Source organism: Spirosoma validum (assembly GCF_014699035.1).
In the GTDB taxonomy this organism is placed as follows: Bacteria; Bacteroidota; Bacteroidia; order Cytophagales; family Spirosomataceae; genus Spirosoma; species Spirosoma validum.
The window spans coordinates 214298-232249 of record NZ_JACXAA010000011.1 but is presented as its reverse complement, the minus strand read 5'-3'; the positions used below and the strand labels follow the sequence as shown (position 1 = coordinate 232249).

General features: G+C 44.7%; 15 protein-coding genes. 5 read left to right on the top strand and 10 right to left on the bottom strand.

Translation table 11 applies throughout. The features are described 5' to 3' along the window. Positions 1-144: 144 nt before the first annotated feature. The 7 genes from proC to IC230_RS25395 all read right to left on the bottom strand — a co-directional run bounded on the left by proC (position 145) and on the right by IC230_RS25395 (position 8319). Positions 145-948 carry a pyrroline-5-carboxylate reductase gene (gene proC, locus IC230_RS25425; protein ID WP_191041878.1) on the bottom strand — a complete coding sequence of 268 codons (804 nt, stop codon included), beginning with the start codon at positions 946-948 and terminating at the stop codon, positions 145-147. Between the two features lie 90 nt (positions 949-1038). Next, complete coding sequence (locus IC230_RS25420; RefSeq protein WP_191041877.1) at positions 1039-2166, bottom strand: TlpA disulfide reductase family protein; 1128 nt, start codon at positions 2164-2166, stop codon at positions 1039-1041. A gap of 5 nt (positions 2167-2171) precedes the next feature. Further along, positions 2172-3653: an Asp-tRNA(Asn)/Glu-tRNA(Gln) amidotransferase subunit GatB gene (gene gatB, locus IC230_RS25415; protein ID WP_191041876.1), complete on the bottom strand. Its 1482-nt coding sequence runs from the start codon at positions 3651-3653 to the stop codon at positions 2172-2174. A 96-nt stretch (positions 3654-3749) separates the two neighbouring features. Beyond that, complete coding sequence (locus tag IC230_RS25410; RefSeq protein WP_191041875.1) at positions 3750-4586, bottom strand: phytoene/squalene synthase family protein; 837 nt, start codon at positions 4584-4586, stop codon at positions 3750-3752. Between the two features lie 31 nt (positions 4587-4617). Then, positions 4618-6090 (bottom strand): phytoene desaturase family protein, encoded by a 1473-nt coding sequence (locus tag IC230_RS25405; protein WP_191041874.1) that lies wholly within the window; start codon positions 6088-6090, stop codon positions 4618-4620. Between the two features lie 376 nt (positions 6091-6466). Beyond that, on the bottom strand, positions 6467-6982 hold the full coding sequence (locus IC230_RS25400) for an RNA polymerase sigma factor (protein ID WP_111347040.1): 516 nt from the start codon (positions 6980-6982) through the stop codon (positions 6467-6469). A 368-nt stretch (positions 6983-7350) separates the two neighbouring features. After that, on the bottom strand, positions 7351-8319 hold the full coding sequence (locus IC230_RS25395; protein ID WP_191041873.1) for a KpsF/GutQ family sugar-phosphate isomerase: 969 nt from the start codon (positions 8317-8319) through the stop codon (positions 7351-7353). A 106-nt stretch (positions 8320-8425) separates the two neighbouring features. Between IC230_RS25395 and recQ the strand changes: the two genes are divergently transcribed. The 3 genes from recQ (at position 8426) to IC230_RS25380 (ending at position 13317) form a co-directional block, all read left to right on the top strand. Beyond that, complete coding sequence (gene recQ / locus IC230_RS25390; RefSeq protein WP_191041872.1) at positions 8426-10636, top strand: DNA helicase RecQ; 2211 nt, start codon at positions 8426-8428, stop codon at positions 10634-10636. A gap of 82 nt (positions 10637-10718) precedes the next feature. Further along, positions 10719-12005, top strand: coding sequence for a phosphoribosylamine--glycine ligase (gene purD / locus IC230_RS25385; protein ID WP_191041871.1), 1287 nt, complete (start codon positions 10719-10721; stop codon positions 12003-12005). A 100-nt stretch (positions 12006-12105) separates the two neighbouring features. Continuing rightward, positions 12106-13317 (top strand): PSP1 domain-containing protein, encoded by a 1212-nt coding sequence (locus tag IC230_RS25380; RefSeq protein WP_223860837.1) that lies wholly within the window; start codon positions 12106-12108, stop codon positions 13315-13317. Positions 13318-13384: 67 nt separating this feature from the next. Here IC230_RS25380 and IC230_RS25375 read toward each other — a convergent pair whose 3' ends face one another. The 3 genes from IC230_RS25375 to IC230_RS25365 all read right to left on the bottom strand — a co-directional run bounded on the left by IC230_RS25375 (position 13385) and on the right by IC230_RS25365 (position 16659). Next, positions 13385-14365 (bottom strand): hypothetical protein, encoded by a 981-nt coding sequence (locus IC230_RS25375; RefSeq protein WP_191041870.1) that lies wholly within the window; start codon positions 14363-14365, stop codon positions 13385-13387. A 4-nt stretch (positions 14366-14369) separates the two neighbouring features. Continuing rightward, positions 14370-16235: a M56 family metallopeptidase gene (locus tag IC230_RS25370; protein ID WP_191041869.1), complete on the bottom strand. Its 1866-nt coding sequence runs from the start codon at positions 16233-16235 to the stop codon at positions 14370-14372. A gap of 64 nt (positions 16236-16299) precedes the next feature. Beyond that, on the bottom strand, positions 16300-16659 hold the full coding sequence (locus tag IC230_RS25365; RefSeq protein WP_191041868.1) for a BlaI/MecI/CopY family transcriptional regulator: 360 nt from the start codon (positions 16657-16659) through the stop codon (positions 16300-16302). A 109-nt stretch (positions 16660-16768) separates the two neighbouring features. Between IC230_RS25365 and IC230_RS25360 the strand changes: the two genes are divergently transcribed. Continuing rightward, complete coding sequence (locus IC230_RS25360) at positions 16769-17251, top strand: gliding motility lipoprotein GldH (RefSeq protein ID WP_191041867.1); 483 nt, start codon at positions 16769-16771, stop codon at positions 17249-17251. Positions 17252-17284: 33 nt separating this feature from the next. Further along, on the top strand, positions 17285-17923 hold the full coding sequence (locus tag IC230_RS25355; RefSeq protein ID WP_191041866.1) for a phosphatase PAP2 family protein: 639 nt from the start codon (positions 17285-17287) through the stop codon (positions 17921-17923). Positions 17924-17952 lie beyond the last annotated feature (29 nt).

Here is a 17952-nt window from a genome sequence, read left to right as displayed (position 1 = left end):
TACAAAAAAGTCAAGAAGTGGGTAGGATTTTGTCATTCCGACGCAGGAGGAATCTTCGGTAGCAGCACATAAAACAGACTCACCCGAAGATTCCTCCTGCGTCGGAATGACAAAATCCCATCAAAAGAAAAATCCTAAACAGGTTCACCCCTTCGATAACTCCGTTGCCCGTTTTTGTGCAGCTTTGATACCTGTAACCAACGTATCTGACAACCCCCCATTTTCGAATTCTCGCAAGGCCGCTTCGGTCGTTCCCCCTTTAGATGCTACGGCTTTAATAAGTTCATCTAACGATTTATCAGCAGTATTGATAAGGTGATACGCGCCGAGCATGGTTTGTTTGACCAATAAAGCGGCTACGGCATCGTCGAAACCCATTTGCTTCCCAGCATCGATCATGGCTTTCACTACGTAATAAAAATAAGCCGGGCCACTGCCGCTTAAGGCTGTTACGGCATCCAGCATGGATTCGTCTTCGAGGAAAATAGACCGGCCTGTAGCATTGATAAGATTTTCAACCCGACGCAGGTTCGTCAAGTCCACTTCTTTAGCGGCCGTAAATCCTGTTATTCCCATGCCCAGCATGGCGGGTGTGTTTGGCATGGCTCTAACCACGAGTGGATGCCCCAGTTTTTCCTGAATCTGGGCAATCGGAATACCCGCCATAATCGATAAAATAACCTGCTTCGGCTGGATGACAGCACGCAGTGATTCATGAACGCTGCTAAAATCCTGCGGTTTTACGGAGAGAATAATCAAATCAGACTCACCAACGTGCGGGCCAATTGTATCGACGACGACGCCTGCTTTTTCTTTTTTTAAGCCCTCTGAGCGATCGGCACTTTTTTCGATTAGGAGTAAGTCGTCTTTTTTTACAAGGTCATACTGCAAAAAAGATTTGGCGAAGGCCATACCCATATTGCCACAGCCTACAATAGCGATTTTCATAGAATGGTGAATTTATCTAACAGAGAGTCAAACCGATAAAAAAAGGTCAGGCTTCAAAGCCTGACCTTACAAAACTACGAAACGTATCTACTATTTCAGTACCTCTTCTAGTTTCTGCTCCAGTGCATCGCCCCGTAAATTTTTGGCGATGATCTTACCGTCTTTATCGAGCAGGAACGTAGCGGGAATAGCCTGAACTCCATATTGCTGAGCCGCTGCCGACTGCCAGAATTTTAAATCTGAAACATGCGTCCAAGTCAGATTATCGTTGCGAATGGCTTTGGTCCAGTTGGCTTTCGCCTGGTCGAGCGAAACGCTATATATAGCAAACCCCTTGTCTTTGAACTTGTTATACATCCGTACTACGTTTGGGTTTTCGGCCCGGCACGGTCCACACCACGATGCCCAGAAATCAAGTAATACGTATTTACCACGTAGTGACGATAAGGGAACCGGCTTACCTGTTGTGTCAGTCAGAGCAATTTCAGGCGCTTGTGCGCCAACAGACACCCCCTTGATACGGGCTACCCGCCCGATCAGCGATTTAGCGTGTGGGCTATTCGGGTTTTCCTTTTCAAAGCGTTGCGCCAACTGATCATATATCTCGAAATCGCTGTCGATGTTGATGAAATTCAAGGCAAACAGGGACGCTAATGAGGTTCCCATTTCGGGTAACATCGTTTTTACTTTATTAACAACATCGGCTTCAGCGGCTGTATATTCCTGCTCAATCTGAGCCATTTTCTTGTTGTCTTTTTTCTCGGTAGCAGCAGCCGCCTGCTTGTTCCAGTTGGCTACTTTAGCTTCCATATCGGTACGGAGCGTATTCAGCTTCTCATAGTACTCCATATTCTTGGAGCCCGTTACAGTTGCCTTTCCTACTTGCCCAGTTTTTTGATCCATGCGAAAACCGTCGGCTACTACGTTTAGTGTTTCGCCACCTTCAACCAGCAAGGCCATTTTCTGTCCGCCCCCTACGTTTAGTACGAGTACGTCACCACCGTCGGGTACTTTACCGGTGAGCTTAAACGTATTATCCGTCCCAATTTTTGTGGAGTCGATTTTGCGCGTTGGCTGGGAGTTCGCTTCTAGATAAACGTAACTACCGGGTGTGGCCTTTTTAACCGTGCCTGTAACCGTAAAAGGTTTAGTCGTTTGAGCGTCAGCCGAGAGGCATACCACTAATAGACCGATGATACTAAAAAATAAGTTTTTCATAGGAATTATAACATCTTCGCTAACAACGCATTCACCAATTTTGGATCGGCCGAGCCTTTCGATTTTTTCATGACTTCGCCGACAAATAGGCCCAGAAGATTCTTCTTCCCTTTTCGGTATTGCTCTACTTTATCGGGCCAGTCTGCCAGTACTTCTTCTACCAACGCTTGCAGCGCGTCCGTATTGCGATTCTGAACTAAACCATATGTCTGAGCCAACTCAGTGGGCGATACGTTGGGATGTTCAACCAGTAAGCTAAACACTTGCTGAGCAGCCGTTTGGCTCACCGTGCCGTTATCAATCAACGTAATGAGTGCCGCTAAACGCTCAGCAGATACCGGGAAATGACGCTCACGTAACGTTTTTTCGTTCAAGTGCCCCTTTATCGGGCCCATAATCCAGTTTGATACAGCCTTATAGTTGGTCGTATGGGAACACACCGATTCAAAATAATCGGCTAACTCTTTCGAATCGGTTAATAGAGCCGCATCATATTCAGGCAGACCGTAGTGATCAGTAAACTTCTGATAAAGAGCTGCCGGAAGCATAGGCATGTGAGCTTGGACATCGGCTAACCATTCGTCCGAAATAACTACGGGCGTTAAATCCGGATCAGGAAAATAGCGGTAATCGTTCATGGTCTCTTTCTCCCGCATAGCATAGCTGAGCCCAGTGTTGGCATCGAATGTACGCGTTTCCTGCGTAATGCGCCCCCCTGATTCCGTTACGTCGACCTGCCGCCGGAATTCACTATCCACCGCTCGCATTACGTTTCGAATTGAGTTCAGGTTTTTCACCTCAACTTTAGTCCCTAAGTGCGTAGCGCCTTTGGGACGAATCGATACGTTTACGTCGCAACGTAACGACCCCTCTTCCATATTACCGTCGCATATATCCAGGTAACGGACCAATCGCCGAACTTCAGTCAGATACTGGCCTGCTTCGTCGGCAGTGCGAATGCAGGGTTCGGTTACCATCTCGATAAGGGGTGTACCGGCCCGGTTGTAATCGAGTTGAGTAGCCCAATCATCCCCATCGTGAATGGATTTTCCGGCATCTTCTTCGAGATGGATATGATGAAGCTGAATCGTTGTCTGGTATGACTGATGCGTTTGCAGATCTTTTACCTTGACTAAAATGCCACCCCCTACGCAAATTGGTCCCTTATCCTGTGATAATTGATACCCTTTAGGGAGATCAGGGTAGAAATAATTTTTACGGGCAAAAACGTTATGGCGGGTAATTTCACTGCCACAGGCCAACCCCATTCGAATAGCGTATTCAACCGCTTTTCGATTCAGTTTAGGGAGCGTACCGGGATGACCTAACGTAATGACACTAATATTTGTATTTGGCTCAGCGCCGAACGCATTTGCATCGGCGGCAAATATTTTGCTATGTGTAAGCAACTGACAGTGGACTTCCAGCCCAATAACGGCTTCATAACGCGCTAACACGTCCGGCGAAAGGGTCGCTTCAGCTACCATATCCTGAATCAAGTGATTTGACCGCAAAGATAGCGAAAAGCCACGGAGGGCTAAGCGTTTGATAACTTACAACTTAAGCTGCTGTTGGAATCTCAGTTAAATATAATTCAACTGGTACTTCACATACGTCTGGGCTAGCAGAGCAATTTTCTGCGGATTAGGGACTCGAACACGCTCATTCTGAATACGAGAAGCTGGTAGGCGTTTAATTTTATTGAACAGCGTCTGATAATATATGTACGCCAGATAAACGCCCATTCGGGCTCCGCGCGGTAGCTTTATAATACCGAGATAAGCTTCATCAAAATCGCTCTGAATATCACTCTCAATATGTTGTTTCGCGTCTCGATTAAAATTATTGAGATCAACGCCAGGAAAATAAGTACGTCCCCGTTCGACGTAATCACTTTTCAGGTCACGCAGAAAGTTTACCTTCTGGAAGGCAGATCCTAGCTTTCGGGCTGGTTCGCGCAGGCGGTCAAATTCATCGCAATTGCCTTCACAGAATACTCGCAGACACATCAGCCCAACTACTTCAGCGGAACCGTATATATAGTCATTATAATTATTGGTATCGTATTCCTGATAGTACAAGTCCATCTCCATACTTTTCAGGAATGCATCAATCAGGTCGTGTTCAATCTTATACTGACGGACTACGATTTGAAAAGATTGTAATACGGGATTTAGACTGATCCCCTCTTCGATGGCCTGATACGTATCGTGCTTGAATCGTTCTAACAGCGTTTTTTTGTCAAATTCATGGAAGGTGTCCACAATTTCATCGGCGTACCGGACAAATCCGTAAATGGCATAAATAGGAAGATGGAATTTACGATCAAGCGTTTTGATGCCTAATGTAAACGACGTACTGTAACGCTCAGTAATTAACTTACTACATTCCAGTGCGGTTTTATCAAACAAAGCCATCATATCGGACAAAGAGGGTAGGTTAAACGGCAAATTAGAAAAATTCTTTCGCAACTTCGTCTGCGACCACCAGACCTGAAATAAGCGAAGGCGGAACTCCTGGTCCTGGAACGGTGAGCTGACCCGTGTAGAACAAGTTGTTTACCCTTTTGTTCTTCAACGACGGTTTCAGCAAGGCTGTCTGTCTAAGCGTGTTAGCTAATCCATAAGCGTTCCCCCGGAAGGCGTTATAATCACGTTTGAAGTCACTATGTGCGTAACTACGTTTGAAAATTATGTAGTTACGGATATCTTCGCCAACATACGCTTCGAGCCGATCCATAAGCAGCTCGAAATAATGGTTACGGGTCGCTTCATCATCAGTGAGGTCGGGCGCAACGGGAATCAGCAGAAATAGATTCTCACAGCCTTCAGGAGCCACGTTAGGATCGGTTTTGGAAGGAGCTGATGCGTAAAATAAGGGCCTGGTTGGCCAGCGAGGGGTTTCATAAATCTCCTGAGCATGCTGCTTAAAATCTTCATCAAAAAATAGGTTATGATGGCGAAGGCGCGGCACTCGCTTGGAAATACCAAGGTAAAACAGCAGCGATGAAGGCGCCATTACGCGTGTGTTCCAGTAATCGTCGCTATAATTACGATAAGAATCGTCTACAAGATTCGTTTCGACGTGGTTGTAATCAGCCCCAGCCACTACTACGTCCGTTTCGTAAATACCGTCGCTTGTTATAACTCGTTGTACTTTATCTTTTAGGATGTCAATTTTCTGGACAGTCTGATTCAATAAAATTTTAACGCCTTTTTCTTCTGCTAGGCTGACCATCGCTTTCACGATCTCATGCATCCCGCCCATTGGATACCAAGTGCCCAATGCCATTTCAGCATAATTCATCAGGCTATACATGGCAGGGGTATTTTCCGGTGTTGCTCCCAAAAAAAGTACAGGAAACTCAATGATTTCGAGCAGACGCGGATTTTTGAAAAATTTACGGGCATGTGTCGCAAATGACTGGAAAACATCTAAGCGCGTTACGTCGTAAAGCAATTTTAGACTAAGAAATTCTGTAATTGATCGGCTGGGTTTCCAGACAAACTTATTCATCCCAACCTCGTACTTATAGGAGGCTTGCTTTAGAAACTCCCGGAGCTTAACCCCGCTCCCAGGTTCAACTTTTTCGAAAAGAATTTCCAAGTTACTAACGCCGGCTGGCAGATCGACGGCTTCGTCTGGACCAAAAATGACACTGTAAGAAGGGTCGAGTCGGACAAGGTTATAATAATCAGACGTCTTTCTCCCAAATCGGGCAAAGTATGTGTCAAATACATCGGGCATCCAGTACCAGCTAGGGCCCATATCGAACGTAAACCCTTTTTCCTGAAAGACCCGTGCCCTGCCTCCGGCCATGTTATTTTTTTCGAGGATCGTTACGTCATATCCTTTGTTGGCAAGACTGGTTGCTGCAGCTAAGCCAGCAAAACCAGCCCCGATAACAACTACGCGTTGGGGCATTAGTAATACGATTAATTATGTAAATGGTAAGTACCTGATGAAGGAATTTGTTTCTCAAACGTACTTGATAAATTTGAGCTTGTTGCATTAGAAAAGCTCAGTGGAGTTAAATATGCCAGGTGAATAGACTTAATTTTCCGCACTATTGCTGACTATAGCTAACTATAGCTAACTATGTAAATAAGTTTAATCGATTCGGTTGAGTGACCTGGTCGGTAGTTAAATAACTGACTAATAGATATATAAAACAAAAAAAGTTGGGCAGAAATCTACCCAACTTTTCGAACCTTCCTCTTTTTTAACCAAAAACTACTCAATCAATATTTGTTAGACGGAAGGTTGATGATAAAGTCTCGTCCGAATCAGAAAAATTTTTTCAGGCGTTGAAATATGCGTAAACCTTTAGTTGGTCTTTCAATTCTTTCCGGGCAATATGGATGCGATTCTTAACCGTTCCTATAGGGATATTTAGTTTTGCAGCAATCTCGTGATACTTGAAACCACGGAAGTGCATCATGAATGGCGTCTTGTATGTATCATCCAGACCGTTGACTGCCCGGTTGATATCATCCTGAGCAAACGACGAATAAGCCAGATTATCCGTGCTGCTTTCTATGGAGTTAATATAATGAAGATTATCAGTCGTGTCGATGAATGTGTTCTTACGTACCATCCGCTGATAATTGGTGATGAACGTATTCTTCATGATCGTATATAACCAAGCTTTGAGGTTTGTTCCATCAGTGTACTTGTCACGATTGGTAAACGCCTTTAGCAACGTGTCCTGTAGGAGGTCATTCGCGTCTTCAACATCTTTCGTCAGACGAAGTGCGAAAGGGCGTAACGATTTGGACACTTTGCCGATATGGTTAGTAAATTCGAGAGCGGTCATGGCTGTTATACGTTTTGCTGTTAAACCTGATTCTGCATTGATTTGTACAAAAAGATGACCAGTCCGCTTAGAAATGTGGCAATAATGCGAATCATGCCTCTAAAATGGTTAATTACAGGCGTTTAGGGCATAGATAATTTGTTCGCTCGTATCTATACGTTGTGCCAGAGATATCGGGGTGTGGAATATTTCCCCCATTATGTGGAATACAAAGTGTGGATTTTGTTTAACGTTTCCCCAAAATGCTTGAACAGAAATAACGATATCCTGTAACGCGTTACGGGCGGATACTAACTTGATACAACCAGCTAGGTGGACAGGCCGTAAAGCTTCACTATGTAAGTTATATGTTATGCAAAAGGCCTGTATTATACCAAGCCTTCCCTTAGTAAGTCATGCAGATGAATAAAGCCTTGTACCCGATCGGCTTCGGCTACGATTAACTGCGTAATATTTCGCTCCTGCATCACTTGTAGCGCTGCCACGGCATACTCATCAGGAGTCACACAAACAGGGGTGGGCGTCATTACGTCTTCAGCACAGAGCTTCCAGAATGAATCATGCTCATAGGCCATGCGCCGGATATCGCCATCGGTTACGATACCCTTTAGCAAACCGGCCTCATCGACTACGGCAGTTGCTCCCAGTCGATTAGCCGAAATTGTGAAGATAACATCTCTTACTGGCGTATCAGGTAATACCTTGGGGCACTGATTATGTGGAAAAATATCCGCTACTTTCAGGTATAGTTTTTTGCCAAGTGTTCCGCCAGGATGATAGCGGGCAAAGTCTTGCCGGGTAAATCCACGAAGTTCTAGTAAACTAACTGCTAATGCATCTCCCAGCGCCAATGCTACAGTCGTGCTTGTTGTAGGAGCTAGGTTTAGCGGATCTGCTTCGTGTTCAGCGTAAGCATGAAGTACATAATCGGCATGTTGGGCCAAATAAGAGTCACGTGTACTAACGAGGGCTACTAATCGAACTCTAGTTCGCTTTAGCAGCGGCAGTAAGACCTTGATTTCAGCGGTATTGCCGCTTTTGGAAATGATTAGTACTACGTCATTTTCCTGAATCATCCCCAAATCCCCATGAATAGCGTCGGCAGCATGCATAAACAAAGCGGGCGTACCGGTCGAGTTCATGGTGGCTACAATTTTTTGCCCGATAAGCGCACTTTTGCCCACACCCGTCACTACTAAGCGACCCGAGGTAGTAAGCAACAATTCGACTGTGGCATCGAATTGTTCGTCTAGTAAATCAATCGCGTTACGGATTGCGTTGGCTTCGGCCAGTAGCACCGAGCGGCCAATGGTCTGAGGATTTTTTATTACTTTCAATGTCAGTTATGATAATCAGGAATGGTTTGCTGTGTATATTCGCTAACTTTATATACAAAGATAGGGCAAGCAAATAGAGTAAAGTAACTTTTGTACGATTTGTAGAATGATGCAGGTTGATCAGTCAGTCCATGCTACCCTCAAAGGGCGACTAAAAGAAATTTTTGGATACGGGCAATTCCGGGGCGAACAAGAAGCCATTATATATAGTATCCTGGCAGGGCGTAACACATTTGTTATCATGCCGACCGGTGCTGGTAAATCATTGTGTTATCAACTGCCTGCCATTGTCAGTGAAGGCACTGCTGTAGTCATTTCTCCGCTGATTGCCCTGATGAAAAATCAGGTTGATCAGCTAAATGCTTTTGGGATTAACGCTCAGTTTTTGAACTCGACGCTTTCCAAAGCTGAAATGACCAAGGTTAAAAAGGATACGTTAAATGGATCGCTTAAGCTTCTTTATATTGCTCCTGAGTCATTGACCAAGGAAGAAAATTTGGATTTTTTAAAGAAAGCCAATATTTCATTTGTTGCTATTGACGAAGCTCACTGTATCTCGGAATGGGGACATGACTTCCGACCGGAGTACCGAAAAATACGGGGTATTGTCGATAACATTGGTAACCTGCCGGTTATTGCTCTTACGGCTACCGCCACGCCCAAAGTACAGCAGGATATTCAGAAAAACCTGCAAATGGAGGATGCCAATCTGTATAAGACGTCGTTCAATCGCAAGAATCTATACTACGAGATAAAGCCTAAAGTAGATGCCAAGAAACAGCTGATCAAATACATAAAGCAGAATAAAGGCAAATCGGGAATTGTCTATTGTTTAAGCCGTAAGACTGTAGAAGAAATTGCCGAGTTACTTAGTGTTAATGACGTAAAAGCGCTGCCCTACCATGCCGGTTTAGATCCACAGACCCGGATGGCTAACCAGGATGCCTTCTTAAATGAAGATGCAGACGTTATATGCGCTACAATTGCCTTTGGTATGGGCATCGACAAGCCAGATGTTCGGTTTGTGATTCACTATGACGCGCCTAAATCACTTGAAGGATATTATCAGGAGACTGGTCGGGCTGGTCGTGATGGATTAGAGGGCAATTGCGTCATGTTCTACAGCTACGACGATATTGTTAAGCTTGAAAAGTTTAATAAAGATAAGCCCGTTACCGAGCGAGATAACGCTAAGCATCTGCTGTCCGAAATGGTATCGTACGCCAATTTGGGTGTTTGCCGCCGTCGGCAGTTGTTAGGTTATTTCGGCGAATTCCTGGATAAAGATTGTGGATTCTGCGATAACTGCATAAAATCGACGGAGAAATTCAAAGTGCAGCACGAAGTGGTCTTGGCGCTACAGACTGTGTTGCAAACGGACCAGCGTTTCGACGTAGCACACTTGGCCGACGTACTGACGGCAACGAATAATCAATACGTAACCAGCTATGAACACGACAGGCTGGCTGTCTATGGAAAAGGACGAGAATTCAATGAAGATTGCAATTATTGGTGTTCGTTAATAAAACAGATTACGCTCTACGGTTATCTTGAAAAAGACGTTGATAATTACGGTATTCTCAAGCTGACGCAGAGGGGCATGAATTATATCGAAGATCCATATCCTATCTCGCTCTCGAAAGATCATGATTACGAACAGCTGGCTACAGATACAAAAGAAGAAGATGACAAGGATTCAGTACCATCAGCAGGTGGAGTTGCCTATGATGAAGAATTGCTTGGGCTGCTGAAAGCCCTGAGAAAGAAGATTGCCAAAGAAAAGAACCTCCCCCCGTACGTTATCTTCCAGGAGACATCTATGGAAGAAATGGCCACGACTTACCCAACCACGCGGGAAGAAATGGCACAGATTAACGGCGTCGGAATGGGCAAGGTGCAAAAATTTGGACGGCCATTCATTGATCTTATTACCAAATACGTCGAAGATAACGAGATAGAAACGGCGAAGGATGTTGTTATTAAATCGACCGTTAATAAATCAAAAGTTAAAATCTTTATCATTCAGCAGATTGACCGTAAAGTCGATTTAGATGAGATTGCCGAATCGAAATCGTTGTCGATGGAAGATCTGATGGAAGAGATTGAACACATCTGTTATTCTGGTACGCGACTCAATCTCGATTACTACATCAATCAGGTAATGGACGAGGATCGCCAGGACGAAATATATGACTACTTCATGCGAGCCGAAAGCGATAATATTGCTGTAGCGATGCGCGAGTTTGGTGGCGATGACTTTACCGAACAAGATTTGCGATTGATGCGCATTAAGTTCTTATCAGAAGTAGCTAATTAAATGATGAGTGATGAACGATGAATGATGACTAGGGTAAACTAATTGTCATTCATCGTTCATCACTCATCATTCATCATTATTTATGAATATACTTATACTGGGGTCGGGTGGACGAGAACATGCATTTGCCTGGAAGTTGTCGCAAAGCCCATTATGTGATACGTTGTATGTAGCGCCGGGTAATGCCGGAACTGCGCTGGTAGCAACGAATCTTCCTATTGCTTATAATGATTTTTCGGCCATCGCTGCCGCCCTTCTGGATAAAAAGATTGACTTACTTATTGTTGGTCCAGAAGAACCCTTAGTGAAGGGAATTGTCGACTATCTACGTCAACAATCTGACTTATCAAACCTACGAATTGTTGGACCAGATGCAAAAGGTGCCCAGTTGGAAGGAAGTAAGGATTTCTCTAAACAATTCATGCTCCGCTACGGTATTCCAACGGCCTCATCAAAAACGTTTACGGCAGATACGCTTACGGAAGGACTCACCTATTTAGGCACACACCCATTGCCAATTGTATTAAAAGCTGACGGACTGGCAGCTGGCAAAGGTGTTATCATTGCTGAAACAGTGACTGACGCCCAAAATGCGCTACGCGAGATGCTCGATGGTCAGAAGTTTGGTGAAGCAGGCAGTAAGGTCGTTGTAGAGCAATTTCTGCGAGGTATCGAATTATCAGTGTTTGTGTTGACTGATGGGGTTAACTATAAAATTTTGCCCGAAGCAAAAGATTACAAACGTATCGGTGAAGCAGATACAGGCCCTAATACGGGAGGGATGGGAGCCGTCTCACCAGTAGTATTTGCCAATAAAGCGTTTTTACAAAAAGTCGAAGATAAAGTTGTGAAACCGACGCTGGCTGGATTGCAGCAGGAAGGCATTCGTTATCAGGGGTTTATCTTTGTTGGATTAATGAAAGTAAATGGGGAGCCTTACGTCATCGAGTATAATGCTCGGATGGGCGACCCCGAAACGGAAGTGGTACTGCCCCGGATCAAAACTGATTTTGCTGAGCTGATGATGGCTACGGCGGATGGCGAATTAGATAAAATGACTATTGAGGTTTCGCCACAAACTGCCGTTACAACCGTATTAGTGTCAGGAGGTTATCCTGGTGAATATGCAACCGGTAAAATCATTTCTGAGCTAGAGCGTTTAGAAGATGTAACCGCGTTCCATGCCGGAACGCTGGAGAAAAATGGTCACGTGTTGACCAATGGTGGGCGGGTACTGGCTATAACAGCTCAGGCCAACTCACTCGAAAATGCTGTCAGGAAATCGCAGGAAGCGGCCCGGACAGTGCAATTTGATGGTAAGCAGTACCGAAAAGACATCGGGGTTGACCTGATCCGGTACGCTGATTAACTGGAGTTATAACGTTAAGTAGTTATAAGGTTATGTAGTTCTCATAGGGTTACCAGCTTTATAATCATTCAACTGTACAACTCTGTAACTATATATATTTATGAGTTGTAAATCCTGTGCAACCGGTGGGTGTGGAACGCAGAGCGGAGCATCCGATGGGCCCGGCGGGGAACCGCAGAAAACGGCAACAAAAGGGTGTGGGAGCGGAGGATGTAGCACCGGCGGTTGCAATAAGTTAAATTCGTTCGACTGGTTGAGTGATATCGCCATGCCGGGCATGAAAAAATACGATGTTGTTGAGGTTAAATTTAAGGGTGGCCGAAAAGAATATTATCGGAATGTTCACCAGCTTGATCTGACTACAGGCGACTACGTAGTTGTTGAGATGCAATCGGGCTTCCATATTGGATCCGTCTCACTACAAGGCGAGTTAGTACGTTTGCAGGTGAAAAAACGGGCCGTTAAAATTACCGACGACACAAAGGTTATTCACCGAATTGCTACGCCAAAAGATCTCGAACGACACGACCAGGCTGTTCTGCGCGATTTGCCTGCACTCTATCGTTCTCGCGAGATTATCCGTGAGTTAAAACTCAACATGAAATTATCCGATGTTGAATTTCAGTCGGATAATACGAAGGCGACCTTTTATTATTCGTCCGAAGAACGCGTTGATTTTCGTGAGCTGATCAAAATGCTGGCCAGCGAGTTCAAAGCGCGGATTGAGATGCGACAGATTAGCCTTCGGCAGGAAGCGGGGCGGCTTGGTGGCATTGGTTCCTGTGGGCGTGAACTTTGCTGTTCTACGTGGCTTACGGATTTTAAAAATATTGCAACCTCAGCTGCCCGGTATCAAAACCTGTCGTTGAATCCAGCGAAATTGTCGGGCCAGTGTGGGCGACTTAAATGCTGTCTGAACTACGAGCTGGATACGTATATGGACGCGCTGCAGGACATTCCGACGATTGAAAAACCGCTGGAAACGCAAAAGGGTAGAGCTTTTCTGCAAAAAACGGACATCTTTCGTAAACTTATGTGGTTCGGTTACAGTGCCGAAAGTACCTGGCATCCTCTTCCGATTCCCCGAGTTTTGCAAATTGTTGAGTTGAACAAAAAAGGGATAATTCCCGAATCGTTTGACGTACTGACGCCCGTAGGTGAAAAAGAGCCTGTTACGGCCGCTGCATTAAATAGCGATCTACAGAAATTAGACGCTAAGTACACCTCGCGCCCAAACAAAAAGAAAAAGAAGAAACCTCGAGGACCGGAAGGTAACGTGTCAAAACCGGCGTCAAGCGGTAAAGCCTCCTAACAAAATAACCCCGATCTAACTGGTCGGGGTTATTTTGTTAGGTAAGAGCAATACTTCGGCAGATCAATTAAAAATCACCTGAATAGAATGGGCTGAAAACGTAGTAAGTGCTATCCCGTTTGGCGCGTTTAGGTTCTGTTTGGATAAACAAGGTAAAGCGGTGTTGTCTGCCCGGACCATCGGCCCACTCTTCAAACGAGCGTTCACGCGTGTAAAGCTTGTCGACTTCCCGGACGTGAACAGACTTAATAGTTTTAGGTTCGACCGGTAATCCATTTATATAGAGGTCAATGTCAGCCGCGTATTCGTCGTAGAGTTTCAGATGATTATCTTTTGTACGCTCCACAAAAGCGAGTTTGTTATGAAAGAAAGTCGCTTCGAGTAACTTGTTCATTGAAAATGTACTCGATTTGCCGAGGGGATAATCAGATACAGCGTTCGCCATCAGATACTGCCTCCACTTCATTCGTATTGGACTGGGTGTTGGTGTTTTATGCGTCGTGCTGATAAATAGGCGATACGTCTCCGGAAATTTATCGGCACCCGGTAGATCATCCCATTTTTGATAAACAAAAAGGTCATCTACCTGATCAAAAGTCAATGCCGATAACGCTTTCGCTGATGCTGTCTGCCCATTAATGAAGATCTTCACCTGTGATTCATATAAATTTTTAAGGGCTAAATGGTTATCCTGGAGCGATAGAATCTGTGGGTACGTACTGCCTGAAATAACAGACACTCGTCGGCCGTTCATCAGTACAGTTTTATCAAACATCAACAAACTTGCTTGTCGAAACCAGGGCATTCCTTCCTGCTCAAGTTCAGCTGCCAGTGAACGTGTTGCATTCGTTATCGGAAAATCGGGGAGTCTAGTAACGGTCCCTTCGTAGTCTGTACTCTTATGCCGACAAGCGAATGCCATTGCACCCATTACCAGCGCCCAAGCTACGTAACGCCACCAGGCAAATGAACCGGAATGCTGTTTATTGATCATCCCGATACGTTGGCGCAATGTCGGTCCACTGAAACGGTTCGTAAAGGAGTACATAATATTAACGGGCTTCAGTAATATAAATCAGCAATGCTGAAGTAAAAGACTCCTTACGAGCAGGATTATACTGCAATTTTTCGACAACTGAATACAGGCGATCCACTTTTATTTCGTTGAGCGCCGTCCGTTCGATGGATTCGTTGTTGACAAATAGTTTAATGTTCCCTAAATCTTCCTTTACCGACAATGTCCCGTCTGCGTTAACAATCAGCCCACTATTATTTTGGGTAGGGTTTTTCTGCATATAGCTCTTCGCATAACTGCGTGCTCCGTTCCCCAAATTTTTAAATTTTTGCTCACCCTCAAGCATTAAATAATCGATTTTATGCGCTGAGATAAACTGGTCGGTTGTCCGTTCTTCTTCGGCTGCAACGGTACGAAGTGCTTCAGGAAATTCCGTTCTGTAATAACGCAGCCCTCCCGTACTCGACGCATTGGCTTTAGGTCCAATACCCACGTATCCGGCAATGGCCGGAATTGGTTTGTTGTCGTTGTCAGTTTCTTCACAATTGGTCATGCCACCCCATTGTCTCTTCACGGTGAAACTAATCCGGTCGATGTAAGCGTATAGGGGATCGTACTTTACCTCGTTCAACTGCATGAGGTTACCATGTTTTTCGAACTCGCGCTTCATGATAGCAAAATCGTCGAACGTAGTTTTGGGCGTAACAATCCAGTACAGGTAATCGCCCTGATAAACCATGTAACGCGACGGACTCACGCGAACAGTATCTGGTTTCACAGAATTCTGTTGCTGATTGCTTTCCTGAATGGGCGTTTTTGATACGTTATCTTTATTATTTTCCTGCAGAGTGGACTCAAATGGGACTAGTTGTTCCGCTTCTTGATTAGTTAGCAAGGGTTCTCTGGTTGGTTCCGCCACTGCAGCAATCGTTTTTATAAGAGGCTGAGATACGTATCGACCCAGTTCATTTACATGTTTTGGGCGAGCAAATGCCGATGCTATTGTTAGAGCCGCAATAAAGAGCACAGGATATTTCAGCCAGGAGGCTTTCGACGACTTCTGTTGGTTAAGCATAGCAATTCGGTATTTAAGTTGCGGCCTACTAAAATGATTCGTGATTGACGACTGACCTGAGGATAAGCTTACTTTCAATAAGTTGTACTGATACGTTATTGGGTCAACTCCTTCGGCCAGTACAGCTCGGTCAGCGTTGAACTCAAGAACCTGGTGAACTAAATGTCGGAACAGATAAACTGCTGGATTAAACCAGAAAAGAATGCAGATCAATTCAGCACCGATCATGTCAAGGCTATGTCGCTCCCGAACATGAACGCGCTCATGCCGGAGAATTTGATCCAATTCATCAGGGGTGTGCTGATCGGGATTCACAACTACCCAACCGAAAAAAGAAAAGGGTGAGGTAACACGTCCGTTTTGTACCAGCGTAAAGTCATTGTACGCTTCATGCACTGACTGCCGGATAAGTTTTCGCAATGAAGCCAACTGGATCGTAAATCGGATCAGCAGTAAAAAAGCAATGACGACGTAAAGCGCGATCAAGCCAATTTGCCAGGACCATATAAATCCTTCCTGCTCGATATGAAAAGCTTTGTAGGTTTTTTTATTGGGAAAGGTAATGGTTACGTCGGCGGAAGGAAGTTGTGGTTTGGGCAATACTCTGGGTACAATGGCTTGTGCTGTCCGCTGCATGGCCCTGCGTACGGGTTGCGGTCGCCAATCTGGTAACTCAAGCAGAGGAAGAATGAACGCACAGGTCAGACCTGCCCATAAAGCCAGCCGATTGGCCCCAAAATAGGTTTCACGCCGGAGCAGGACGTAGTACGCAAGACTCACAACAGCCAACAATCCATTGACTAATACAACGTAGCGTAACGTTTCCATATATGTATCCCGGACTAAGTCCGATTTTATTGCAACCTAAACCGGACTTAGTCCGGGATACCGCTTATTTCTTCTCGATCATAGCCAGAATCTCGCGCAACTCGTCAGCTGAAATCTTCTCATTTTTAGCAAAATAGCTGACCAGATTTTTATAGGAATTATCAAAATAATCGTCAACCACTTTCTTTAGAACAAACCGATTCTGGTACGCTTCCTTGGTTATAATCGGGTAATACTCATGCGTATTGCCATAAGCTTTATGACCCACGTAACCTTTTTCTTCAAGGTTACGAACAATGGTCGAAACGGTATTGTAGTGTAGGGGAGGGTTCGTAAACTGGGGAACCATATCTTTTACATAACCTTGCTCCATCTTCCAGAGCACCTGCATCACTTCTTCTTCCTTGGCTGTTAGCTTTTCCATGAAACAAACTTAAAACTATTTTTATCGTTTGCAAACTATTTATCTCGTTTTTTGCCATTTGAAAAGCCAGGCCCACCGTCGTAGCTTTGTAAATTCTTCTGCGTATAGTATGAAACGATTGGGATGGGTCCTTTGCATGGCGTTACTGGCTTCTGGCTGCGACACAAACGCGGTCTACAAAGAATATACAGACATTGAGGAGGGGAAATGGTACATCAAGAATGCGCCATCGTTCACATTTGACATTACTGATGCCTCTGTACCCTACAACATCTACTACAATCTTCGGAATAGTCTGTCGTATGGTTATTACAACTTGTATCTAACGCGATACTTACGCGATGCCAGCGGTAAGGAACTCGAATCGCGTCTGGACGAATTGATACTGATGGACCCCAAAACCGGCAAACCCAACGGCGACGGGCTCGGTGATTTGTTTGATCACAAATTCCTGATGAAACGTAATTACCGTTTTCCTAAACCTGGCAAATACACCATGCAGATTCGACAGTATATGCGTCAGGATCCCTTGCTCAATATTCTGAGTGTTGGTATTACGGTTGAAAAAGCTGCGCCCTCCGCTGCCAAATGAGTTTTTATCGGAGAAGGTTAATTTCAGTGAATAATGCTGTTTGAGTTACTACGTAAGAACCGGTTCTTTTTTCTACCCTACGTATTGATGTTAGCGGTGGTTGGGGTACTGCAGGTACTTTATACCCAGGAACAGCTAATGCAGTGGATTAATTTTCGTAATGATCCCGTTGCCGACCTGCTTTTTCCTTACATTACGTACCTTGGTGACGGAATCGTTTACGTTCTTTTAGGATTAATTCTTCTGTTTTATAATCGACGAGTTGGCCTGATGGCATTGGCTAGTTTTGCGCTCTCCTCGTTAACATCAGAATTTTTAAAAAAGATAGTTTTCGCTAATTCGCCCCGGCCGCTGAAATTTTTTGAGCATTCGCCCTATAAATACCACATCATTGACGGATTAGACATTCATACTATTAATAGTTTTCCGTCAGGCCACACGACAACCGCCTTTGCCATGTTTAGTCTGCTGGCTTTTCTCAGCAATCGGAAAGAGCGAGGATGGGTTTTACTGGGGCTGGCCACGCTAACGGGCTACTCACGCGTGTACTTATTTCAGCACTTTGTCGAGGATGCTTACGTCGGATCATTAGTGGGAACTATATCAACTGTCATCGTTTATTTACTTATGTACCGATGGGTAAGAAAGAACGAAAATTTAACAGGAAATTAGAAGTGCTTTTGTCTACCTTTGTTTACCCC

Coding starts and splice junctions, on each gene's coding strand:
- IC230_RS25380 (WP_223860837.1), top strand. CDS start 12,106: ATGAGTTGTAAATCCTGTGCAACCGGTGGGTGTGGAACGCAGAGCGGA.
- IC230_RS25405 (WP_191041874.1), bottom strand. CDS start 6,090: ATGCCCCAACGCGTAGTTGTTATCGGGGCTGGTTTTGCTGGCTTAGCT.
- IC230_RS25375 (WP_191041870.1), bottom strand. CDS start 14,365: ATGTACTCCTTTACGAACCGTTTCAGTGGACCGACATTGCGCCAACGT.
- IC230_RS25420 (WP_191041877.1), bottom strand. CDS start 2,166: ATGAAAAACTTATTTTTTAGTATCATCGGTCTATTAGTGGTATGCCTC.
- purD (WP_191041871.1), top strand. CDS start 10,719: ATGAATATACTTATACTGGGGTCGGGTGGACGAGAACATGCATTTGCC.
- IC230_RS25360 (WP_191041867.1), top strand. CDS start 16,769: ATGAAACGATTGGGATGGGTCCTTTGCATGGCGTTACTGGCTTCTGGC.
- recQ (WP_191041872.1), top strand. CDS start 8,426: ATGATGCAGGTTGATCAGTCAGTCCATGCTACCCTCAAAGGGCGACTA.
- gatB (WP_191041876.1), bottom strand. CDS start 3,653: ATGGTAGCTGAAGCGACCCTTTCGCCGGACGTGTTAGCGCGTTATGAA.
- IC230_RS25400 (WP_111347040.1), bottom strand. CDS start 6,982: ATGACCGCTCTCGAATTTACTAACCATATCGGCAAAGTGTCCAAATCG.
- IC230_RS25370 (WP_191041869.1), bottom strand. CDS start 16,235: ATGGAAACGTTACGCTACGTTGTATTAGTCAATGGATTGTTGGCTGTT.
- IC230_RS25355 (WP_191041866.1), top strand. CDS start 17,285: ATGCTGTTTGAGTTACTACGTAAGAACCGGTTCTTTTTTCTACCCTAC.
- IC230_RS25410 (WP_191041875.1), bottom strand. CDS start 4,586: ATGATGGCTTTGTTTGATAAAACCGCACTGGAATGTAGTAAGTTAATT.
- IC230_RS25365 (WP_191041868.1), bottom strand. CDS start 16,659: ATGGAAAAGCTAACAGCCAAGGAAGAAGAAGTGATGCAGGTGCTCTGG.
- proC (WP_191041878.1), bottom strand. CDS start 948: ATGAAAATCGCTATTGTAGGCTGTGGCAATATGGGTATGGCCTTCGCC.